At 60.6% G+C, this 21,734-nt stretch carries 25 protein-coding genes; 11 read left to right on the forward strand and 14 right to left on the reverse strand.

The window, feature by feature from the left end:
* Positions 1–1,734: sulfate adenylyltransferase subunit CysN (gene cysN / locus ACIOUG_RS13290; protein ID WP_401066116.1), on the forward strand; the 1,734-nt coding region annotated here is incomplete at its 5' end.
* A 684-nt stretch (positions 1,735–2,418) separates the two neighbouring features.
* On the opposite strand, the gene ACIOUG_RS13295 is transcribed toward cysN, so the two are convergent.
* Genes ACIOUG_RS13295 through ACIOUG_RS13305 form a run of 3 tightly spaced genes read right to left on the reverse strand, consistent with a single transcriptional unit; the run spans position 2,419 to position 5,811 of the window.
* The gene (locus ACIOUG_RS13295; RefSeq protein ID WP_401066119.1) at positions 2,419–3,324 is read right to left on the reverse strand and encodes an acyltransferase; all 906 of its coding nucleotides are present in this window, start codon (positions 3,322–3,324) and stop codon (positions 2,419–2,421) included.
* Positions 3,325–5,424 (reverse strand): phosphate acetyltransferase, encoded by a 2,100-nt coding sequence (gene pta / locus ACIOUG_RS13300; protein WP_401066121.1) that lies wholly within the window; start codon positions 5,422–5,424, stop codon positions 3,325–3,327.
* A 60-nt stretch (positions 5,425–5,484) separates the two neighbouring features.
* Entirely contained in the window at positions 5,485–5,811 is a 327-nt protein-coding gene (locus tag ACIOUG_RS13305; protein ID WP_401066124.1) for a DUF3565 domain-containing protein, read from the reverse strand.
* Here ACIOUG_RS13305 and ACIOUG_RS13310 point away from each other — a divergent pair.
* The 3 genes from ACIOUG_RS13310 (at position 5,780) to ACIOUG_RS13320 (ending at position 8,175) form a co-directional block, all read left to right on the forward strand.
* Positions 5,780–6,265, forward strand: coding sequence for a peptidylprolyl isomerase (locus ACIOUG_RS13310; protein ID WP_007968032.1), 486 nt, complete (start codon positions 5,780–5,782; stop codon positions 6,263–6,265). The two genes, ACIOUG_RS13305 and ACIOUG_RS13310, sit on opposite strands and share 32 nt — an antisense overlap.
* 123 nt (positions 6,266–6,388) lie before the next feature.
* Positions 6,389–6,871: a glutathione peroxidase gene (locus ACIOUG_RS13315; protein WP_401066127.1), complete on the forward strand. Its 483-nt coding sequence runs from the start codon at positions 6,389–6,391 to the stop codon at positions 6,869–6,871.
* Positions 6,872–7,071: 200 nt separating this feature from the next.
* Positions 7,072–8,175: an NADH:flavin oxidoreductase gene (locus ACIOUG_RS13320; protein WP_401066130.1), complete on the forward strand. Its 1,104-nt coding sequence runs from the start codon at positions 7,072–7,074 to the stop codon at positions 8,173–8,175.
* 64 nt (positions 8,176–8,239) lie between these two features.
* On the opposite strand, the gene ACIOUG_RS13325 is transcribed toward ACIOUG_RS13320, so the two are convergent.
* A complete protein-coding gene (locus ACIOUG_RS13325) occupies positions 8,240–9,439 on the reverse strand; it encodes a glycosyltransferase family 4 protein (RefSeq protein ID WP_401066133.1) in 1,200 nt (399 codons plus the stop codon).
* Positions 9,440–9,494: 55 nt separating this feature from the next.
* Positions 9,495–10,247 carry a sulfate transporter CysZ gene (gene cysZ, locus ACIOUG_RS13330; RefSeq protein ID WP_401066135.1) on the reverse strand — a complete coding sequence of 251 codons (753 nt, stop codon included), beginning with the start codon at positions 10,245–10,247 and terminating at the stop codon, positions 9,495–9,497.
* Between the two features lie 311 nt (positions 10,248–10,558).
* Between cysZ and trxB the strand changes: the two genes are divergently transcribed.
* Entirely contained in the window at positions 10,559–11,521 is a 963-nt protein-coding gene (gene trxB / locus ACIOUG_RS13335) for a thioredoxin-disulfide reductase (protein ID WP_202370158.1), read from the forward strand.
* 181 nt (positions 11,522–11,702) lie between these two features.
* Here the strand turns inward: trxB and ACIOUG_RS13340 are convergent, their stop codons facing one another.
* The 6 genes from ACIOUG_RS13340 to ACIOUG_RS13365 form a co-directional block, all read right to left on the reverse strand.
* Complete coding sequence (locus tag ACIOUG_RS13340) at positions 11,703–12,041, reverse strand: HopJ type III effector protein (RefSeq protein WP_401066138.1); 339 nt, start codon at positions 12,039–12,041, stop codon at positions 11,703–11,705.
* Entirely contained in the window at positions 12,034–12,330 is a 297-nt protein-coding gene (locus tag ACIOUG_RS13345) for a DUF1244 domain-containing protein (protein WP_401066140.1), read from the reverse strand. The genes ACIOUG_RS13340 and ACIOUG_RS13345 overlap by 8 nt, the downstream gene beginning before the upstream one ends.
* A 96-nt stretch (positions 12,331–12,426) precedes the next feature.
* A complete protein-coding gene (gene folX, locus ACIOUG_RS13350; protein ID WP_007968040.1) occupies positions 12,427–12,798 on the reverse strand; it encodes a dihydroneopterin triphosphate 2'-epimerase in 372 nt (123 codons plus the stop codon).
* Positions 12,799–13,359, reverse strand: coding sequence for a GTP cyclohydrolase I FolE (gene folE, locus ACIOUG_RS13355; RefSeq protein WP_401066143.1), 561 nt, complete (start codon positions 13,357–13,359; stop codon positions 12,799–12,801). It lies immediately after the preceding gene.
* A 21-nt stretch (positions 13,360–13,380) separates the two neighbouring features.
* Positions 13,381–14,091, reverse strand: coding sequence for a dihydromonapterin reductase (gene folM / locus ACIOUG_RS13360; RefSeq protein WP_401066146.1), 711 nt, complete (start codon positions 14,089–14,091; stop codon positions 13,381–13,383).
* A 179-nt stretch (positions 14,092–14,270) separates the two neighbouring features.
* Complete coding sequence (locus ACIOUG_RS13365; protein ID WP_401066149.1) at positions 14,271–14,840, reverse strand: antibiotic biosynthesis monooxygenase; 570 nt, start codon at positions 14,838–14,840, stop codon at positions 14,271–14,273.
* A 209-nt stretch (positions 14,841–15,049) separates the two neighbouring features.
* Between ACIOUG_RS13365 and ACIOUG_RS13370 the strand changes: the two genes are divergently transcribed.
* Positions 15,050–16,009: a MerR family transcriptional regulator gene (locus tag ACIOUG_RS13370; protein WP_401066151.1), complete on the forward strand. Its 960-nt coding sequence runs from the start codon at positions 15,050–15,052 to the stop codon at positions 16,007–16,009.
* Positions 16,010–16,012: 3 nt separating this feature from the next.
* Here ACIOUG_RS13370 and ACIOUG_RS13375 read toward each other — a convergent pair whose 3' ends face one another.
* Both ACIOUG_RS13375 and ACIOUG_RS13380 read right to left on the reverse strand, forming a co-directional pair.
* Complete coding sequence (locus ACIOUG_RS13375; RefSeq protein WP_401066153.1) at positions 16,013–16,618, reverse strand: hypothetical protein; 606 nt, start codon at positions 16,616–16,618, stop codon at positions 16,013–16,015.
* 55 nt (positions 16,619–16,673) lie between these two features.
* Entirely contained in the window at positions 16,674–17,150 is a 477-nt protein-coding gene (locus tag ACIOUG_RS13380) for a PAS domain-containing protein (RefSeq protein ID WP_401066156.1), read from the reverse strand.
* Between the two features lie 152 nt (positions 17,151–17,302).
* Here ACIOUG_RS13380 and ACIOUG_RS13385 point away from each other — a divergent pair, with 152 nt between their 5' ends.
* Complete coding sequence (locus ACIOUG_RS13385; RefSeq protein WP_401066159.1) at positions 17,303–17,758, forward strand: flavodoxin; 456 nt, start codon at positions 17,303–17,305, stop codon at positions 17,756–17,758.
* Here the strand turns inward: ACIOUG_RS13385 and ACIOUG_RS13390 are convergent.
* On the reverse strand, positions 17,748–18,635 hold the full coding sequence (locus ACIOUG_RS13390; protein WP_401066162.1) for a LysR family transcriptional regulator: 888 nt from the start codon (positions 18,633–18,635) through the stop codon (positions 17,748–17,750). The two genes, ACIOUG_RS13385 and ACIOUG_RS13390, sit on opposite strands and share 11 nt — an antisense overlap.
* A gap of 94 nt (positions 18,636–18,729) precedes the next feature.
* Between ACIOUG_RS13390 and ACIOUG_RS13395 the strand changes: the two genes are divergently transcribed.
* From ACIOUG_RS13395 to ACIOUG_RS13410, 4 genes are all read left to right on the forward strand, one after another.
* Complete coding sequence (locus ACIOUG_RS13395; RefSeq protein ID WP_401066165.1) at positions 18,730–19,116, forward strand: CidA/LrgA family protein; 387 nt, start codon at positions 18,730–18,732, stop codon at positions 19,114–19,116.
* Complete coding sequence (locus ACIOUG_RS13400) at positions 19,106–19,792, forward strand: LrgB family protein (RefSeq protein ID WP_401066167.1); 687 nt, start codon at positions 19,106–19,108, stop codon at positions 19,790–19,792. The genes ACIOUG_RS13395 and ACIOUG_RS13400 overlap by 11 nt, the downstream gene beginning before the upstream one ends.
* A gap of 131 nt (positions 19,793–19,923) precedes the next feature.
* Positions 19,924–20,706, forward strand: a complete 783-nt coding sequence (locus ACIOUG_RS13405; RefSeq protein WP_401066169.1) for a class II aldolase/adducin family protein — start codon at positions 19,924–19,926, stop codon at positions 20,704–20,706.
* A complete protein-coding gene (locus ACIOUG_RS13410) occupies positions 20,706–21,608 on the forward strand; it encodes an alpha/beta fold hydrolase (RefSeq protein ID WP_401066171.1) in 903 nt (300 codons plus the stop codon). The genes ACIOUG_RS13405 and ACIOUG_RS13410 overlap by 1 nt, the downstream gene beginning before the upstream one ends.
* Positions 21,609–21,734: the final 126 nt, after the last annotated feature.

Genomic DNA, 21,734 nt, shown 5'->3' on the forward strand with positions numbered 1-21,734 from the left:
CTCGAAGCCATCACCCGCGATTCGAAGAAAGTCGGCACCACCGGTGACGACATCGACCTGGCATTGCTGGTCGACGGCCTGCAGGCCGAGCGTGAGCAGGGCATTACCATTGATGTCGCCTACCGCTATTTCTCCACCGCCAAACGCAAATTCATCATTGCCGACACCCCCGGCCATGAGCAGTACACCCGCAACATGGCCACCGGTGCGTCCACCTGTGACCTGGCGATCATCCTGGTCGACGCCCGTTATGGCGTGCAGACCCAGACCCGTCGCCACAGCTTCATTGCCTCGCTGCTCGGCATCAAGCACATCGTCGTCGCCATCAACAAGATGGACTTGAAAGACTTCGATGAAGGCGTGTTCGAGTCGATCAAGGCCGACTACCTGAAGTTCGCCGAAGGCTTGAAGATGAAGCCGACCAGCATGCACTTCGTGCCGATGTCTGCCCTCAAGGGCGACAACGTGGTCAACAAGTCCGAGCGCTCGCCTTGGTACAAAGGCCAGTCGCTGATGGAAATCCTCGAGACTGTGGAAGTGGCGGGCGACCGCAACTTCACCGACCTGCGTTTCCCGGTGCAGTACGTCAACCGTCCGAACCTGAACTTCCGTGGTTTCGCCGGCACACTGGCCAGCGGCATCGTGCACAAGGGCGACGAAGTCGTGGTGCTGCCGTCGGGCAAGAGCAGTCGCGTCAAATCCATCGTCACCTTCGAAGGTGAGCTGGAGCAGGCCGGCCCGGGTCAAGCGGTGACGCTGACCATGGAAGACGAAATCGACATCTCCCGTGGCGACTTGCTGGTGCATGCCGACAACGTGCCGCCGGTCACCGACAGCTTCGAAGCGATGCTGGTGTGGATGGCTGAAGAGCCGATGCTGCCGGGCAAGAAATACGACATCAAGCGCGCCACCAGTTATGTGCCGGGCTCGATTGCCAGCATCGTCAACAAGGTCGACGTCAACACCCTTGAAGAAGGTCCGGCGAGCGCGTTGCAGCTCAACGAAATCGGCAAGGTGAAAATCGCGCTCGACGCGCCGATCGCCCTCGACGGTTACGACAGCAACCGCACCACCGGCGCGTTCATCGTCATTGATCGTTTGACCAATGGCACTGTCGGTGCCGGCATGATCGTTGCGCAGCCAGTGGCTCACGGAACGGCCTCGCACCACGGCAAACTGGCCCATGTTGCCACTGAAGAACGTGCCCAGCGTTTCGGTCAGCAGCCGGCCACCGTGTTGTTCAGCGGTCTGTCGGGCGCGGGCAAGAGCACGCTGGCTTACGCGGTCGAGCGCAAACTGTTCGACATGGGCCGTGCGGTGTTTGTGCTCGATGGTCAGAATCTGCGTCATGATCTGAACAAGGGGCTGCCGCAGGATCGTGCTGGCCGCACCGAGAACTGGCGTCGTGCTGCGCATGTGGCGCGTCAGTTCAACGAGGCGGGTCTGCTGACCCTGGCGGCGTTCGTTGCGCCGAGTGCGGAAGGTCGCGAGCAGGCCAAGGATCTGATTGGCAAGGAACGTCTGCTGACGGTGTATGTGCAGGCTTCGCCAGCGGTGTGTGCCGAGCGTGATCCGCAGGGTCTGTATGCTGCCGGTGGCGATAATATTCCGGGTGAGTCGTTCCCGTATGATGTGCCGCTGAATGCTGATCTGGTGATCGACACGCAGTCGTTGTCGCTGGATGAAAGCGTCAAGCAGGTGTTGGATCTGCTGCGTCAGCGTGGTGCGATTTAAGCGTTAGCCGGAAATGAAGAGCCCGTGGATGAGTGATCATCGGCGGGCTTTTTTATTGGGGAGGCATTTGGTTTTCGGCGGTGGCGGCCTTTGGGCCGACCATGCTCTTGGGGTTTTGGGTGTATATCCGTTGCTGCGGTAACGGCGGCTTAGGGTTCCGCCCTTACGGCGGGTCACTTTTTCCAGACGCCGAAAAAGTAACCAAAAAGGCTTGCTCCTGCGTGCGGCCCGCTCGCTGGGGCTCGGGGTCCCTTCGCTGCGGGATTTATCCGGGCGCAGCGCCTACGGTTTGCTTCGCTGCACCTCCTCTCGCTGTGTTTGGCTGCGCCAAACGGTCGCTGCGCTCCCACCCCCGGATCAATCCCTCCACTCAGCCTGCCGACGTCGCCCGTGGATCAAGATCAAGAGCTGCAGCCGAGCTTGCGCTCATCCTGGAGTGGGGCGGCATGCGCCGCGTGCGGGTTGTACTTATCTACCCTGTAGGAGCTGCCGCAGGCTGCGATCTTTTGATCTTGATTTTGTGGGAGCTAGCTTGCCAGCGATGGCGGCCTGACAGCCGGCCAATCTCCAACTGAACGCACCAATCCCAATGTGGGAGCTGGCTTGCCAGCGATGGCGGTGTGTCATTCACCAGTGATGCTTGCTGACCCTCCGCAATCGCCGGCAGGCTGGCCCCCACAAGGTTTAGTGCCGGTTCGGGAATTCGCGGTGCATCTGTTCCAACAGCGCATCTTTGTCCTGCCACAGCTGGTTGATCCAGCCCTGGAATTGCAGGCGATATTCGCCGTCCTGGTCGTAGTTCTTGCCGATGAATGCCGGGGGGATTTTCAGTTCTTCAAAGTGCACCACCACGTCGCGCACGTTGCCGCACAGCAGATCCCAGAAGCCCGGACGGCCGCCCGGGTAGTGAATGGTCACGTTGACGATCGACTCCAGCTGTTCGCCCATCGCATCGAGCACGAAGGCGATGCCACCCGCCTTGGGTTTGAGCAGGTATTTGAATGGCGATTGCTGTTGCGCATGTTTGCCTTCGGTGAAGCGCGTACCTTCGACGAAGTTGAAAATCCCCACCGGATTGTTGCGGAATTTCGCGCAGGTCTTGCGCGTGGTTTCCAGGTCTTTGCCTTTCTTTTCCGGGTGTTTTTCCAGGTATGCCTTGGAGTAGCGCTTCATGAACGGGAAGCCCAGCGCCCACCAGGCCAGACCGATCACCGGGACCCAGATCAGCTCCTGCTTAAGGAAGAACTTCAGCGGCTGAATACGGCGGTTGAGCACGTATTGCAGCACCAGAATGTCGACCCAGCTCTGGTGGTTGCTGGTGATCAGGTACGAGTGTTGGTAGTCCAGACCTTGCAGGCCGCTGATGTGCCAGCGGGTGCGGCGCACCAGGTTCATCCAGCCTTTGTTGTTGCTGATCCACGCTTCGTGGGTGTGGCTCATCAGCCACAGTGAGGCGCGGCGGGCGAGGTCGAAGGGCAGCACTTTGATCAGCGCCACGCAGAACAGGAACGAGCACAGCAGAATCGTATTGAGCGCCAACAGCAGCGCGGCGATTACGCCGCGAATCGGGGCGGGCAGGAAGTCCAGCATTTACACATCCATAGGTCGGTTGGCGGCTTGAATCGCGGTCAGGGCGATGGTGTAGACGATGTCGTCGACCTGCGCACCGCGCGGCAGGTCGTTCACCGGTTTGCGCAGGCCTTGCAGCATCGGACCGAGGCTGACGCAGTCGGCGCTGCGCTGCACGGCTTTGTGGGTGGTGTTGCCGGTGTTCAGGTCGGGGAACACGAACACCGTGGCGCGACCGGCCACCTGGCTGTTCGGCGCCAGTTGCCGGGCGACGTCTGCGTTGGCGGCAGCGTCGTATTGCAGCGGTCCGTCGATCAGCAGCGAGTGCTGTTGCTCGTGGGCGAGCAGAGTGGCTTCGCGGACTTTCTCGACTTCTTCGCCGCTGGCCGATTCGCCGCTGGAGTAGCTGATCATCGCCACGCGCGGGGAGATGCCGAAGGCCGCTGCGGAATCGGCGCTTTGCAGGGCGATCTCCGCCAGTTCGACGGCGCTCGGGTGCGGGTTCATCACGCAGTCGCCATAGACCAGCACTTCTTCGGGGAACAGCATGAAGAACACTGACGACACCAGCGTGCAGCCCGGTGCGGTCTTGATCAGTTGCAGGGCCGGGCGGATGGTGTTGGCGGTGGTATTGATCACGCCCGAGACCAGGCCGTCGACTTCATCCAGCGCGAGCATCATGGTGCCGATCACCACGGTGTCTTCCAGTTGCTGTTCGGCCATCGGCGCGTTGAGGCTTTTGCTTTTGCGCAGGGCGACCATCGGCTCGATGTAGCGCTCGCGGATCAGGTCCGGGTCGAGAATTTCCAGCCCCGGCGGCAACTCGATACCTTGTGCACGGGCCACGGCTTCGACGTCTTCGGGTTTGGCCAGCAACACGCAACGGGCGATGCCGCGCTCCTGGCAGATCGCCGCCGCTTGCACGGTCAGCGGCTCGCTGCCTTCGGGCAGGACGATGCGTTTGTTCGCCGACTGCGCCCGTTGAATCAGTTGATAGCGGAATACCGCGGGTGACAGGCGCATTTCCCGCGGCGTGCCACAGCGCTGATGCAACCACTTGGCGTCGAGATGGCTGGCGACGAAGTCAGTGATGATCTCCGCGCGCTCGCGGTCATCAATGGGGATTTCCTTGTTCAGACCATTGAGCAGGTTGGCGGTGTCGTAGGAGCCGGTGCTCACCGACAACACCGGCAGACCGGCCTGCAACGCGCCACGGCACAAATCCATGATGCGTGGGTCGGGCAAGGTGTCGCTGGTCAGCAACAGGCCGGCCAGCGGCACGCCGTTCAACGCCGCGAGGCTGACCGCGAGGATGATGTCGTCGCGGTCGCCCGGGGTCACCACCAGCACGCCGGGCTTGAGCAGCTCCACGGTGTTGCGCATGGTGCGCGCGCAGATGATGATTTTGCTCATGCGCCGGGTTTCGTAATCGCCGGCGTTGAGCACCTGCGCGCCCATCAGGTCGGCGACGTCGCGGGTGCGTGGCGCGTTGAGTTCGGGCTGGAAAGGGATACAGCCGAGCAGGCGGAAATCACCGCTGCGCAACAACGGCGAATGTTCTTTGAGGCGCGTGGCGAAGGCGTCCATGCTCTCGTCGGTCTTGACCTTGTTGAGGATCACGCCGAGGACTTTCGGGTCTTTCGGGCCGCCGAACAATTGCGCCTGCAATTCGACGCGGCCGGAGAGTTCCGCGAGCACTTCGTTCTCCGGTGCCGAGACCAGAATCACCTCGGCATCCAGGCTCTTGGCCAGGTGCAAATTGACCCGCGCGGCGTAGCTGGCGCTGCGGGTCGGCACCATGCCTTCGACTACCAGCACGTCTTTGCCGATAGCCGCTTGCTGATAGAGGGCGATGATTTCTTCAAGCAACTCATCGAGCTGACCGTCGCCGAGCATCCGCTCGACATGGGCCAGGCCCAGTGGCTGCGGCGGTTTCAGGCCGTGGGTGCGCGCCACCAGTTCGGTGGAACGCTCGGGGCCGGTATCGCCCGGATGCGGCTGGGCAATCGGTTTGAAGAAGCCGACTTTCAGTCCGGCCCGCTCCAGGGTGCGCACCAGCCCGAGGCTGATGGAGGTCAGACCCACGCCAAAATCGGTGGGCGCGATAAAAAAAGTTTGCATGCGGATTCTCTAAAGGTGCATGGCAATGGTGGCGATCTATACGTGACCGCCTACCGCAATTCAGTCGCCAAGGTTATCGCTAACCGAGCCTTGTGCGCACCAACCGCAGGCAAAGGGTTGGCCTATTTTTTCAATACGTTGCGCCGGGTCAAGAACCCAGGCCCGCGATTGCCATGGCGGCTGGTGACGCAGGTGCTGGGTGTGGCCACAGGAAAGCTCGGCCACCCAGTGACCGTGTTCATCCTGATGGAAGCCGGTGATCGTCGAATTCCGTTTGTCCGGGTTGTGTTCGCTTTCGCGCGATTGCTTCGCTAAACTTGGCCTTTCTATATTCTTCTGCAAAAGGTCTCGCCCCATGCTGATCGCCGCCAATAAGGCTGTCTCCATCGACTATACCCTGACCAACGACGCTGGTGAGGTCATCGACAGCTCCGCCGGCGGCGCTCCGCTGGTCTACCTGCAAGGCGCAGGCAACATCATCCCGGGCCTGGAAAAAGCTCTGGAAGGCAAAGCTGTTGGTGACGAGCTGGAAGTGTCCGTTGAGCCGGAAGACGCTTACGGCGAATACGCCGCTGAACTGGTCAGCACCCTGAGCCGCAGCATGTTCGAAGGCGTTGACGAGCTGGAAGTCGGTATGCAGTTCCACGCTTCGGCGCCGGACGGCCAGATGCAGATCGTGACCATCCGTGACCTGGACGGCGACGACGTCACCGTTGACGGTAACCACCCGTTGGCCGGTCAGCGCCTGAACTTCAAAGTGAAGGTCGTTGCCATCCGTGACGCCAGCCAGGAAGAAGTCGCTCATGGCCACGTCCATGGCGAAGGTGGCCATCACCACTGATTTTCTGCGCTAAGCTTCGAGTACTGGAGAGGCGCCTGCGGGCGCCTTTTTAGTCCGCGGCTGTCCTTGGTGGCCTCGCCAAGTGGCTGTTTCGAGTAGAACACGGGAATCCTGGAGTACGTCATGAGTGCTTTTCACGACCTTAAGTTGACAGCCCTGGATGGTCAGGAGCTACCGCTGGCGCCTTTCAAGGGCCGAGTCGTGCTGGTGGTCAACGTCGCCTCCAAATGCGGCTTGACCCCACAGTACGCGGCACTGGAAAACCTCTATCAGCAATTCAAAGACAAAGGCTTCAGTGTGCTGGGCCTGCCGTGCAATCAGTTTGCCGGTCAGGAGCCAGGCACCGAACAGGAAATCCAGGACTTCTGCAGCCTGAACTATGGCGTGACGTTTCCGTTGTCGAGCAAGCTTGAAGTCAACGGCCACGATCGTCATCAGCTCTACCGCTTGCTGGCGGGCGAGGGCGCGGAGTTTCCCGGGGATATCACCTGGAACTTCGAGAAGTTTCTGCTCGGCAAGGACGGCCGGGTACTGGCACGATTCTCGCCGCGCACGGCGCCGGATGATCCGACGATCGTGCACGCGATTGAAAAAGCGCTGGGCTGAAACAGCAAGATCAAAAGATCGCAGTCTTCGGCAGCTCCTACACGTAATCGAGTAATCGAATGACTGTAGGAGCTGCCGAAGGCTGCGATCTTTTGCTTTGTGTCTTTTGATCCTTGATCACCCAAATCAATAATGCTGTTCAAGCCTTGTAACCCTCCATATTATCGCCGTCATAAAGTCATTCCCTGTGGAGCCTTCCAATGCCGGTGCAAGCCCTGTTCAAACCGTTCCACCTAGGTGCCCTCGAACTGCCGACCCGTGTGGTCATGGCGCCGATGACCCGCTCGTTTTCCCCGGGTGGCGTACCCAATTCCAAAGTCATCGAGTACTACCGTCGCCGCGCCGCGGCCGGTGTCGGTCTGATCATCACCGAAGGCACCACCGTCGGTCACAAGGCTTCCAACGGTTATCCGAACGTGCCGCAGTTCTTCGGTGAAGCGCCACTGGCCGGCTGGAAAAAAGTCGTCGACGCGGTGCACGCCGAGGGTGGCAAGATTGTTCCGCAACTGTGGCATGTCGGCAGCGTGCGCCGCATCGGCACCGAGCCGGACGCCAGCGTGCCGGCTTACGGCCCGACGGAAAAACTCAAGGAGGGTCAGGTCGTGGTGCACGGCATGACCAAACAGGACATTCAGGAGGTGATCGCCGCGTTCGCCCAGGCCGCCAAAGATGCCAAAAGCATCGGCATGGACGGCGTGGAAATCCACGGCGCCCACGGTTATCTGGTCGACCAGTTCTTCTGGGAAGGCAGCAACCAGCGCACCGACGAATACGGCGGCAGCCTGGCCAACCGCTCGCGTTTCGCCATCGAATTGATTCAAGCGGTGCGCGCGGCAGTCGGTGAAGGCTTCCCGATCATCTTCCGTTTCTCGCAGTGGAAGCAGCAGGATTACACCGCGCGTCTGGTGCAGACTCCGGAGGCGCTGGGCGAATTCCTCAAACCGCTGTCCGACGCCGGCGTGGACATTTTCCACTGCTCGACGCGACGTTTCTGGGAACCTGAGTTCGACGGTTCCGAACTGAACCTGGCGGGCTGGACGCGCAAGCTGACCGGCAAACCGACCATCACCGTGGGCAGTGTCGGCCTGGACGGCGAGTTCCTGCAGTTCATGGTCAACACCGACAAGGTCGCGCAACCGGCGAGCCTGGAGAAACTGCTGGAGCGTCTGAACAACGACGAGTTCGATCTGGTGGCGGTAGGCCGTGCGCTGCTGGTTGATCCGGATTGGGCGCTGAAAGTCCGTGAAGGGCGTGAGCAGGACATTCTGCCGTTCAGCCGTGAGGCGTTGATGACGCTGGTTTAAGCGTCGCTCTCACTGACGGCATCGCTGGCAAGCCAGCGATGGCGGCTTCAAAGTCAGCCAGGATTCAGGGCAATGTCTGCGCATTCGGCAACACCTGCTCCCCTACACACGCCCCACGCAAATGCATTTCAAACTGCTCGATGATCGCCGCCCACCCCTGGCGACTGGCATGCTGCCGCGCATTCAGCCGCACGCAACGCAAGCGCTCATCCTCTTCCAATAACCACGCCGCCGCATCGCAAAACGCCTCCTCATCCCCCGGCATCGCCAACACGCCGTTGTAGCCGTGACGAATGTGCTGCGCCGCCGCAGCCTGATCGTAAGCCACCACCCCCAGCCCTGAGGCCAGTGCTTCAAGCACCACGTTGCCGAAGGTTTCGGTCATGCTCGGGAACAGAAAGATATCGCCGGACGCATAGTGTGCAGCCAGCGCTTCGCCGCGTTGTGAGCCACAAAAGATCGCTTGCGGAATGTCCTTTTCCAGCGCCATTCGTTGCGGTCCGTCGCCGACCACAATCAGCTTCAGATTGCGCTGTGGATAAGTGCTGCACAGGGTGTCGAAGCAGCGCTTGAGCAGGCCGAGGTTCTTCTCCGGGGCCAGACGTCCAACGTGAATCACCGCGATGTCCTGCTCGGACAAACCCCATTGCTCGCGCAAGCCGTTGAGGCGCTTGGCCGGGTGAAACAACTGGCTGTCCACGCCTCGAGAGAGCAGGGCGAGACGGTCGAAATGCCGACGCTCCAGTTCCAGGCGCTGACTGAAACTGGGCACCAGGGTCATCGCCGAGCGGTTGTGAAACCAGCGCAGATAATGGGTGAGCAAGCGCGTCAGCAAACTCAGCCCGTATTGGTTGGTGTATTGCTGAAAATTGGTGTGAAAGCCGCTGACCACCGAGATCCCCAATCGCCGCGCCGCGCGCAATGCCGACAAGCCGAGCGGGCCTTCGGTGGCGATGTACAAAACGTCCGGACGATGACGCTTCCAGCGCCGCAGCAGCTTGTGCATCGACGACTGGCCCCATTGCAGACCGGGATAACCCGGCAACGGCCAGCCCCGACACAACAGCAAGGCATCGTCCTCGATACGCTGCGGATCGCCTGCCTGGCGCGGCCGCACCAGTTCCACCTGATGCCCGCGCGCGCGCAAGCCATCGCACAAGCGGCCAAGGGTATTGGCCACGCCGTTGATTTCCGGTGGGAAGGTTTCGCTGATCAGGGTGATATGCAGAGCTGTCGTCATGACCTCAGTGTCGGCTGAGGCCATGTCGTGCCTGTGACGTTCGGATGATGGATTTGTGACCGGGCTGTCTGTTACCGGCTTAGTGCTGTGTAACCAGATTCTCCGCTCCGCGCTCACGCACCCAGAACAACGTCGCGCCCGCAACGGCGGCCGGCATCATCAGGATGTTGACCACCGGAATCAGCAGCGCCAGATAGACGATCCCGCCAAAACTCATACTTTGCCAGCGCTTCTGCCGCAGCCAGGCGAGCATTTCGTTCCAGCCCAGTTTGTGGTTGTCCGCCGGGTAGTCGATGTACTGGATCGCCATCATCCACACGCCGAACAACAGCCACAGCGGCGCGGCGACGATGTTCACTACCGGGATGAACGAGAGGATGAACAGGCCGATTGCCCGGGGGAGGAAGTAGCCGAGTTTGCGCATTTCCCGGGCGAGGGTGCGCGGGATCATCGCGATCAGTTCACCCCAGCTGAAGGCCGGGAAATCATCGGTGCCGCGTACCACCACTTCGACTTTTTCCGCGAGGAAGCCGTTGAACGGTGCGGCAATGACGTTGGCGAGCATGGTAAAGGTGAAGAACACCATCAACGCCACCAGCACCACGAACAGCGGCCACAGGATATAACTGAGGAAACTCAGCCAGTCGGGCAGCGATGGCATAAGGCTGTCGACCCACAGGCTGAACTGATGGCCGGCCAGATAGATCAATCCGACGAACAGCACCAGGTTGATCGCCAACGGCAACAACACGAACAGGCGCAGGCCCGGGCTGAGAACCAGTTTGAGGCCTTCGCGCAGGTATTGCGGGCCGGACAGAACAGGGGCGGGCATAAGGTGCTCCGAGCAAGGGAAAACGCGCCGACCTTACCGGCTTTGCACTACGTGCGAAAGCGCGGCAGAGCGATCGACATTCACTGTAACAAAGACGCCCGTTGGGTCGGAGTCTGCGCATAGAGACCACCTATGAGCTGGATTGTTAAACCGTATTTCCTTAATCTTGCCCCCCTCGATACGCTGCACCCAACTTTTTACAGGACTGTCGAGCTCATGCCTTCCCCAAGGTTATCCACAGTCCTTTTTTATTCCCGCCGGCAGTCCGGCGTTCCGCGCCAGTCTTTCGGCCCGGTCAACAGGAGCAGGTCATGTCTGAAGTCCGTCATTCGCGAGTGATTATTCTCGGTTCCGGCCCTGCCGGTTACAGCGCTGCGGTCTACGCCGCCCGCGCCAACCTCAAGCCACTGCTGATCACCGGCATGCAGGCTGGCGGTCAACTGACCACCACCACCGAAGTCGACAACTGGCCGGGCGATGTACACGGCCTGACCGGCCCGGTGCTGATGGAGCGGATGCGCGAGCACGCCGAGCGTTTTGAAACCGAGATCGTTTTCGATCACATCAACGCCGTGGACTTCGCTGCCAAGCCATACACCCTGACCGGCGACAGCGCGACCTACACCTGCGACGCCCTGATCATCGCCACCGGTGCCAGCGCTCGCTACCTGGGTCTGCCATCGGAAGAAGCGTTCATGGGCAAAGGCGTTTCGGCCTGTGCGACCTGCGACGGTTTCTTCTACCGTAACAAGCCGGTTGCTGTGGTCGGCGGCGGCAACACCGCTGTTGAAGAGGCACTGTACCTGGCCAACATCGCCAGCACCGTGACCCTGATCCACCGTCGCGAAACCTTCCGCGCCGAGAAGATCCTGATCGACAAGCTCAACGCCCGTGTGGCCGAAGGCAAGATTATCCTCAAGTTGAACGCCAACCTCGACGAAGTGCTGGGCGACAACATGGGCGTGACCGGTGCGCGCCTGAAGAACAACGATGGCAGCTTCGACGAAATCAAGGTCGACGGCGTGTTCATCGCGATCGGCCACACCCCGAACACGTCGCTGTTCGAAGGCCAGTTGACCCTCAAAGACGGTTATCTGGTGGTGCAGGGCGGGCGTGACGGCAACGCCACTGCCACCAGCGTTGAAGGGATCTTTGCTGCCGGTGACGTGGCTGACCACGTTTACCGTCAGGCCATCACCTCGGCCGGCGCCGGCTGCATGGCGGCACTGGACACCGAGCGTTACCTGGACGGTCTGCAGAACGCTTCGTTCTAAATCGCAGGCACAAAAAAACCGGCTTCGGCCGGTTTTTTTGTGCCCGTATTTCCGCTACATCGCATAACCCTGTGGGAGCGGGCTTGCTCGCGAAAGCGTTGTGCCAGACAAAGAAAAGTCGCTTGGCACGGCGCCTTCGCGAGCAAGCCCGCTCCCACAGGGAATGGTGTTAGATCTGATATCAGCGACGTGTCAGGGGCTGAGCGGTGAATTTCACGCCGGCCAGACCGTGCTTGATCAGCGCACGGATATTGCCGTGGTCGCTGCCCTCAGGCGTCGCTACCACCGAGCGGTAATGTTCGCCGAATGCCAGCAGCGCTTCTTCATCGCTCAGGCCTTCCAGCAGTGCCAGACCCAGGGTCTTGCACGAACCTTCATTCTGCCCGGCGGCGTTTTCCACGCCGCCGTTGGTGAACGCCTGAGGCTGGTAGTCGTAACCGGCGGCGATGAAGGCCAGGGTGTCGGCGAAAGCGTGTTCGCCGCTCTTGAGGCTGGCGCGCAGGGTGTTCAGATCACTCATGGGTTTTTCCTTTGACGAACGCCGCTTGTTGTTCGGCGCTGGCTTCTTGCTGGTATTGGGCTTTCCACTCGGCGTACGGCATGCCGTAAACCACTTCGCGCGCGTCATCGAGGCTGACCTCGATCTGGCGCTCATCGGCTTCGGCTTTGTACCACTTGGACAGGCAGTTGCGGCAGAACCCGGCGAGGTTCATCAGGTCGATGTTCTGTACATCCTTGCGGCTGTCCAGATGGGCGACCAGCCGGCGGAAGGCGGCGGCTTCGAGTTCGAGGCGTTGTTGCTCGTTCATGGGAGTCTCTGCGAGACAGCTTCAAGCGACGAGCTTCAAGCTGCAAGATGGGTGGCGTTGATACGAAGTCTACAGCTTGCCGCTTGAAGCTTGAAGCTAGCGGCTCGCTGCAAGCGTAATCGACACCGACTCGGCAAAACGCAATGCGTGCGGCTTGTCGACTTCGACTTCGGCGTACAGCACCGCAGCATGGGTCATCACCAGATCCAGCAGTTCCTGGGTCAGGCGTTCGAGCAGCGCGAACCGATTGCCCTCGACATGGGCGATGATCGCCTTGGTGATGGTGCGGTAGTTCAGCGCGTGATCGATGTCGTTGTCGCGCACTGCTTCCTGCGCCGCGTACAGGATGGTGAGGTTGATCAGCACATCCTGCTTGTTGAGGATCTCGTCCTCGTTGATCCCGATAAAGGTGCGCAAGCGCAGATCCTTGACCCGGATGCGCGCCATTCCCGGTTGAAGTTGTGACATTTACTTGCTCCGTCCAATCAATTGCAGGAACTCCTGGCGGGTGTTGCTCGAGTCGCGAAAGGCGCCGAGCATGACCGAGGTGTTCATGGTTGAATTCTGTTTTTCGACACCGCGCATCATCATGCACATGTGCCGGGCCTCGATGACCACCGCGACGCCGGCGGCATCGGTGACCTGTTGCACCGCTTCGGCAATCTGCCGGGTGAGGTTTTCCTGAATCTGCAGGCGCCGGGCGAACATGTCCACCAGCCGCGCAATCTTCGACAGTCCCAGCACCTTGCCTGTCGGAATATAAGCCACATGGGCCTTGCCGATGAAGGGCAGCAGGTGATGTTCGCACAACGAGTAGAGCTCGATGTCGGCGACGATGATCATCTCGTCGCTGTCGGAGGCAAACAGCGCGCCATTGACGATCTCATCCACACTCTGCTGGTAGCCGTGACACAGGTATTGCATGGCCTTGGCCGCGCGCAGCGGCGTGTCGAGCAGGCCTTCGCGGTCGGGGTCTTCGCCGAGGCCGATGAGGATCTCGCGGAAATTCTCGGGCAGGGAACGGGTCATGGGAGAGCCTCGCGCAGCAGCTTATTTGACGTGCCGTCCGCCGTTGACGGTCAGGGTGGTGCCGGTGACATAGGGATTGTCGAGCAGATAGCGCAGGCTCTGGTAGATCACCTCGCTGCCGGGTTCGATGCCCAGCGCGGATTTGGCCAGCGCCTTGGCACGGTAAGCCGCGTCGTCGTCGGGATTGAACAATAGCAGGGCCGGCGCGATGCCGTTGACCTTGATGGCCGGTGCATAACGCGCGGCGAAGGACAGGGTCAGGCTGTCGAGCCCGGCCTTGCTGGCGCAATAACCGATGTGTTTGCTGCTGCCCTTGCGCGTGACATCGTCGCTGATGTGGATGATGTCGGCCGGGGTCGAGCGCTTGAGCAGGTCGGCGCAGTGCAGATTGATCAGGTACGGCGCGAGCATGTGCACATTGAGCATGCGCGAGAAGGCTTCGCCTTCACTGCCCGGGGTTTCCGCCAGCCACTCGGAGGCGTTGTGCACGATGGCGCGCAGGCTGTCGGTATGAGTTTTCAGTTCGTCGATGAAGGCGAGGATGGCGCCTTCGCTGGAAAAGTCCGCAAACACTCCGATAGCGCCGAGATCCCGCAGGGCTTGCACGCCGGGACGTTCGCTGCGGTAGGTGAAGATGACTCGATGGCCGTCCTCAAGCAAACGCTGCGCGCAGTGCAGACCGACACGCTGGCCGGCACCGGTGATGAGGATCGGGGCGGAAGAAGTGGTCATGAACGGCTCGCGTCGCGGTTAGAGTAAAAACTATAACAGTGACGCGGGGTGCCCACCTATCGCAAGACGGGTGCTGTGCTTTTGTGGGAGCCGGGCTTGCTCGCGAAGGCGGTGTGCCAGGCACGGATACATCAACTGACACGACGCTTTCGCGAGCAAGCCCGCTCCCACATGGACTCTCAGCGGTTTTGAGACACTGGTTCAACAGGCAGTCGAGGTGCTGGAACACTGTTCAACCAGTTGCCCAGCAACCGCGTTGACAACGGAATAAAGAAATACACCATCAATGGCGTCAGACACGCCGTGCTGATCAACACCCGTGGCAGCAGGCTCATCTCGCCGAGCAACGGCCCGAGGGCAAAGTTGAACAGCAGCGACACCGGGAAGAATGCCAGCCAGATCGCCACAGCCTGTTTCCAGCGCGGTGGCCGCTGGCCGACGGCGCCGAACCAGCCTTCGATGCCACTGACGCGGTGTTCTTTGGGGTGCGCAAACAGATCGCTGCCACGGGCCAGCCACGCGGTGCGCGAGGCCGAATGTTCCCAGGCGTGCAGGGTCTGTTCGTCGACGAAGCGGAAAATGATCTGGAATTCGTTGTCACCGGGCGGCGGAGCGAGCACGCCGGAACCCAGGTAACCGGGAAAGTCGGTAGCCAGTTGTTCACCTTCGCGCAGCCAGGCGATCAGGTCTTGATAACGGCCATCGGCGACGCGACGGGCAACCATCAGCGTGACGGGGGAAGTAGACATTGTGTATCTCCACATTTCTAATGCGTCGCTCCGGGTAGGAACTTCGCCAGACGCAGGTCGGGGTAGTGACCTGCGCTTTTCAACAAGCAAGGATTATTCCTGATTTTCATGTTTAAACCAGAGACTTTCGTCGCAGATCATCGCTTGAACGCCGACAGCGCTTCAGGGTTAGAATGGGATCCAAAACCAAAAAGGACGTTCAACGCCCAATGCCTGTCATGACGGACACCTCCCCTGCCTCGCAGGTCGCTGTCGCGCTCGAGCGTGAAGAGCTGTTTCCCATTCGTGAAGTGTCTCGATTGACGGGCGTCAACCCCGTGACCTTGCGTGCCTGGGAGCGCCGCTACGGTTTGATACAACCGACGCGCACCGAAAGTGGGCATCGGTTGTATTCGATGACCGAAATCGAGCGCGTGCGCAGCATCGTCGACTGGATCGATCGCGGCGTGGCCGTAAGCAAGGTCGGCAAGATCCTCGCCAAGACCGAACCGCTGAAAGTGCTGGCTCACATCATTTCCGATGATCTGGTGCAGGCTGATTACGTGCAGTGGCAGCAGCAGGTACAGGTCGCCGTCAGTGCGTTCGACGATCGCGCGCTGGATCAGGCTTACAACCAGATTTTTTCGTCGTACTCGCTGCCGGTGGTATTTCAGGACATCCTCATGCCGTTGTGGCTGCAGATGCTGCAGCGCCAGGACACCTTTGGCCAGACCAGCGAATGGTTGTTTTTCGACGGTTTCCTGCGGGCGCGGGTCCTGCAACGCATCATCGTGATGCGCGGCACGCAACCGCGCAAGGTGGTCGTCAGCGCGCTGGCCGGTCAGTGCCGAGAGCTGGAGTTATTGGTCGCAGCGTTGTTTCTCAGTGGCAATGATGCCGGGGTGCGGGTGCTGACCACCGGCCAGCCATTCGACGAACTGGCGCTGGTGTGCGAGCGGGTCAAGCCGCAGGCGCTGGTGCTGTTTTCCAATCACGCTCCGACAGCCGATTTGCCGCGACGGTTGAACCGTCTGGCCTTGAGCCTCGATTGTCAGGTGATGCTGGCGGGGGACGCTGCTGATCTGGCGCAGGACAGCCTGGCGGGTTCTTCAATTGGCTGTCTGGGCAACGAAGGGGCGACAATGCGTCAGCGCATGACGCAGTTTCTCGCGGGCAAACTGGATACGTGAATTTCAGGTGTGCAGGGCAGGGTGGGTCAGGCGATGTTGCTGCAGGATGAACTGGCGCAGGCGTTCGGTTTCGTCGGCATCGGTCTGGCTGAGTTCATAGGCAAAGAAACCCTGTTCGGTCTCTCGCTCGAAATTGCCGCGCAGGGAAATCCGCTCATAGCCTGAAGGGCTGAACCACAAGGCGAAATGCTTGGGTGGTTTGGTCTTGTTGCGCATCTCCAGCAGCACGCCTTTGTGCGACACCTCGTGCACCCACATCATGCCCGGTTGGCCCTTGGCGTTTTCCAGTGCCACCGGCTCTTCGAGAGTCAGGCGCCATGGGCGAACCATCGGCCCGTCTTCGAAAATGCTCGGCACACCCAGACGCAGGTGCAGGGCGTGGAATTCGTCTTCGACCAGATGCAGCGGGAAAGTCATCTGCTGATTTTCGAAGTTGGCCTGGATGGTCACTTGTTCATGAGCGGCCAGGCGCGTGAGCAAATCACGGATCTGCGAACCACCATTGACCAGCAGGCTCGACGTCGCATCCCGCACATTAAGCTGCGGGTTGTGCTGCATGGTCTGGATGAAATCCAGCTCATCCTGGGTCAGGAGTGCGTCGCGTTGCATGGCCTGGCTCGAAAGAAATAGTTACAAAGTCATTGGTGATTGTAGTTAATGACACTTAGTTCGCAGTTTTGTTTGCGCCGTTCGTCGCTTTCAAAGCTGCCAGATCCGCTTGCAGTGCTGCAACCTCGGCTTCCAGTTGCACAACACGTTGCTGTGCCTTGACCTGAACCGTCACATCCTTCTGAACGCCAATGAAATAAGTCATCCCGTCCTCCGCGTTTTTCACCGTCGACAACGACAGCTCATTCCAGAACGGCGTGCCGTCCTTGCGGTAGTTGCGCAATGTTTCGCGACATGCGCCACCGTTGCGCAGAATTTCGCGAATCCTTTCCAGGCTTGCCTGATCGCGGTCTCCGGCCTGCAGAAAGCGGCAGTCCTGATAAAGAATCTCTTCGCTGGTGTAGCCGGTCAGGCGTTCGAAGGCCGGGTTGACGTAAATCAGGATGTTTTCCTGTTCGCCTTCCTTTTCCGCCACGACAATGCCTTCGTTCGATGCATTAATCACCATTTGCAACAGACTGGCATTGATCATTCGAGAAACCTTTCAGCACGGTCGACGCCACGCATTCTAGAAGATCAATCGGCGCTGTCTATAGGCCATCAGCGCCTATTGAGAGCCAGTCGCAACTTCTCTGTCCGCACTGGTATTATCGCCGCTCTTTTTTCAGCTTCAGGATCAGATTGATGAAAGTCGCCATCCTCTCCGGCTCGGTTTATGGCACCGCCGAAGAAGTCGCCCGTCACGCGCAGAATCTGCTGAAAGACGCCGGTTTTGAAACCTTCTACAACCCGCGCGCCAGTCTGGCGGACATTCAGGCATTCGGTCCCGAAGCGTTCCTCGCCGTGACTTCGACAACCGGCATGGGCGAATTGCCGGATAACCTGCAGCCGCTGTATTTCAGCCTTCGCGATCAGTTGCCAATGGCCTGGCGCGGCTTGCCCGGGGCGGTGATCGGTTTGGGCGATGCCAGTTACGGCGATACCTTCTGCGGCGGCGGCGAACTGATGCGTGAGTTGTTCGCCGAACTGGGCGTGCGTGAAGTGCAGGAGATGCTGCGCCTGGACGCCAGCGAAAGCGTGACCCCGGAAACCGACGCCGAGCCATGGCTGGCGCAACTGATCGCTACGCTCAAGGGCTGATCGCGCGCTCGCGCAGTAAGGCCAGCCAGGCCTGGGCGGCTTTCGACAAGTAGGCGCCCTGACGCCAGATGAACGCGATGTCCCAGCGCAGATAGTCCGGCGCACGCAGGGTCAGGCGCACCACGCCCGGGCGCTGCAGTGCCCGGGCGACCACGCTGGGCAGCAACACCACGCCTTGCCCGGCGGCCACCAGCGCCACCAGAAAATCCGCCTGGCCACTGCGCCCGCCTTCTTTGGGGGTGAAACCCAGTTGCTGGCAGGCCTGCAATAAGCGGTCATTGAGCACGAAGCTGCGCTGATACAGCAGAAACGGGGTCTCGGCCAACTCCTCCAGGCCAATCTCGCCGCGCCCCGCCAAGGGATGATCCACCGGCAGCAGCGCATCGAGTTTTTCGTCGCAGAACGGCTGGAAGTCGAACTGCGGATCTTTCGGCAACAGGCTGCCGCCCAACTCCAGTTCGCCACTGAGCACCGCCTGCTCGACGTTGCGGCTGCCGCCTTCAAGCAATTGGATGCTGATGTTCGGATAGCGCCGCCGATACTCGGCGAACAGTCCGGCGAACAGTGCATCACTGCCCAGCAGCGGCAGGCCGAGGCGCAACTCGCCGCGGGCGAGCTGGCTCAAGTCGTCCAGCTCGCTGAGCAATTCGCTGCGCAAACGCAACATGCCTTCGGCGCGTTGCAGCACCACGCTGCCGGCGGCGGTCAGGCGCAGTTGCGAGCCGAGCCGTTCGAGCAACGGCGTGCCGAGGCTCTGCTCCAGTTGCGCGACTTGTTTGCTCACCGCCGACTGGCTGATGTGCAGGGTTTTCGCCGCCTGGGTGAACCCGCCCTGGCGCATGACTTCGACAAAACTGCGCAGCTGTTTAAATTCCATGATCGGATTCCGGTTTGGAATAGTTGTGAGTCTAACAATTCGCTTCTGGGATGACAGGCCGCTTCGTAAAATAGGCCCCTGTAAGGAGCCCACCATGAACGCCGCATCCCTCAAGTATCTTTCCCGTCTATTCGTCGAACTGGCCGTGTTGCTCGGTCTCTACCTGCTCGGCTGCCAAGTCGCCGCGTGGCTGGCCTGGCCGATTCCTGGCGGAGTCATCGGCATGGCCCTGTTGCTGCTGGCGTTCGCGTTTGGCTGGGTCAAACCGGCGGCGCTGCAACTGGGTGCCGGATTGCTGATGGCCGAGATGCTGTTGTTCTTTATTCCGGCACTGATGAGCCTGCTCGACTACGGCGGCCTGTTGCGCAATGACGGCTGGCGGATTCTGCTGGTGATCGGCGCCAGTACCCTGATGGTGATGCTGGTGACCGCGTTCACCGTAGAGCTGGCTGTGCGCCTGAGGCGGTCCCATGAAGCTTGAGCTGATGCCGATGTTCTGGCTCGCCTTCACCCTGTTGGCGTACCTGTTCAGTCGCTGGATTTACCGGCGCACCGGGCGCTATCTGCTGTCGCCGCTGATTCTGGTGCCGGCGCTGCTGCTGGCGCTCGCCGTGCCGCTGCACACCGCGTATGCCGAATACTCGAGCAACACCCATTGGTTGATGCTGGTGCTCGGGCCGGTGACGGTCGCCTTCGCCGTGCCGATCTGGCAGCAGCGGCGTCTGCTGGTGCGGCACTGGTCAGCGCTGTTTTTGGGCATGCTCGCCGGCAGCGCGGCGTCGATCGCCACGTCGTTCGGCCTGGCCAAGGCGCTGGCGCTCGACAGCTCGGTGACGATGTCGCTGGTGCCGCGTTCGATCACCACGCCATTCGCCATGCCGCTGGCACAGGATCTCGGCGGCGTGCCGGAACTGACTGCGGTGTTCGTGATGTTTACCGGCGTGTTCGGCGCGATGCTCGGCGGCGTGTTGCTCAAGTGGTTGCCACTGCGCAGTGCGCTGGCGCGTGGTGCGTTGTTTGGGGTTGGTGCGCACGGCGCAGGCGTCAGTCGGGCACATGAAGTGGGCGGTGAGGAAGGCTCGGTGGCGGGGCTGGTAATGGTGCTGACCGGGCTGCTCAATCTGTTCGCCGCGCCTTTGTTGGCGTCGTTGCTTTGACATGGATCCAAGCTGTTTGCATTGCTGACCCGCTCAGTCATCAAGCTGGCTGGCAATGCAACTACGTGGAATGTGGGAGCTGACTAGACTGCTGACACGTGCAAAACAATAAGAACGCAGAGGTGCATACAGTGAGCGTAGCCCCCGTCCAATCGTCCCTTAATGTCAAAGACCAGGTCAGTGCCGCGGAATGGCAGACCCGGGTCGATCTGGCTGCCTGCTATCGACTGGTGGCGCTGCACGGCTGGGACGACCTGATCTTCACCCATATCTCTGCCAAGGTTCCGGGCACCGAAGACTTCCTGATCAACCCGTTCGGCCTGATGTTCCATGAGATCAGCGCCTCGAGCCTGGTCAAAGTCGATCAGGCCGGCAACAAGCTCATGGACAGCCCGTACGAGATCAATCCCGCCGGTTACACCATCCACAGCGCTGTGCACGAAGTGCGGCACGACGTGGTCTGTGTGCTGCACACCCACACCGCCTCGGGTGTGGCGGTGTCGGCGCAGAAACAGGGCGTGTTGCCGATCAGCCAGCAGTCGCTGTTCGTGCTGTCGAGCCTGGCTTATCACGCCTATGAAGGCGTGGCGCTGAATCACGAAGAGAAGGCCCGGCTGCAGGCCGACCTGGGCGAGAACAATTTCCTGATGCTGCACAACCACGGTCTGCTGACCTGCGGCAGCACCATCGCCGACACTTTTCTGATGATGTTCACCTTTCAGCGCGCCTGCGACATTCAAGTCATGGCGCAAACCGGCGGTGCCGAACTGATCGCCATCGAACCGCAGATTCTCGCCGGTGCCAAGGCGATGATCGCCGGCGTGACCAAAAGTGCTCAAGGCATGGGCGGCGCGCTGGCCTGGCCGGCACTGCTGCGCAAACTCGATAAACAAGACCCCGGATATAAACTCTAATGCCTCTTGCCGAGATTCCTCTGTGTGTCTGGCGCAAACGCAGCCGGACGTTTGTCTTTCGCGGCCAGTCGATCCGTTACTGGACGGCGGGGCAGGGTGAGCCACTGTTGCTGATCCATGGCTTCCCGACGGCCAGTTGGGACTGGCACTACCTGTGGCAGCCGCTGGCGCAGCGTTATCGGGTGATCGCCTGTGACATGCTCGGTTTCGGTGATTCGGCCAAACCGCTGAATCACAGCTACAGCCTGCTGGAACAGGCCGACCTGCAACAGGCGCTGTTGGCGCATCTTCAGGTCGAGCAAGCGGTGCATCTGCTGGCCCACGATTACGGCGACAGCGTGGCTCAGGAACTGCTCGCCCGGCATTACGAAAACCGTATCGAGGTTGCCAGTTGTGTCTTTCTCAATGGCGGCCTGTTCCCGGAAACCCATCGCCCGGTGCTGATGCAAAAGCTGCTGCTCAGCCCCTTGGGCTGGATGATTGGCCGGGCGTTCACCCGCGACGCCCTGGTGAAAAGTTTCCGCCACATTTTCGGCCCGCAGACCCGGCCCAGCGAAAGCGAACTGGATGATTTCTGGAGCCTGATCGAGACCCATCGCGGGCCGCGCATCCTGCACAAATTGATCGGCTATATCCCTGAGCGGCGGGTGCAGCGTGATCGCTGGGTGGCGGCGATGCAGCGCAATGAAGTGCCGCTGCGGGTGATCGATGGCGAAGTCGATCCGATTTCCGGTGCGCACATGGTCCAGCGTTATCGCGAGTTGATTGCCGGCGCCGACACCGTGCTGTTGCCGGGCATCGGCCATTACCCACAGATTGAAGCGCCGGTGCAGGTGCTCAAATACTACCTGGCGTTTCGTGAGCGCCTGGAGTTGCCGCCGCGCAAGGTCGCGTGTTCCTGAAAGATCAAAAGATCGCAGCCTGCGGCAGCTCCTACACGGGGATATGCGTTTCCCTGTAGGAGCTGCCGCGGGCTGCGATCTTTTGATTTTGCTGTTCATCATCCCCCAGCCTTATCGTTCACCATT

Source organism: Pseudomonas sp. NPDC087803 (genome assembly GCF_044742995.1).
Taxonomy (GTDB): Bacteria; Pseudomonadota; Gammaproteobacteria; order Pseudomonadales; family Pseudomonadaceae; genus Aquipseudomonas.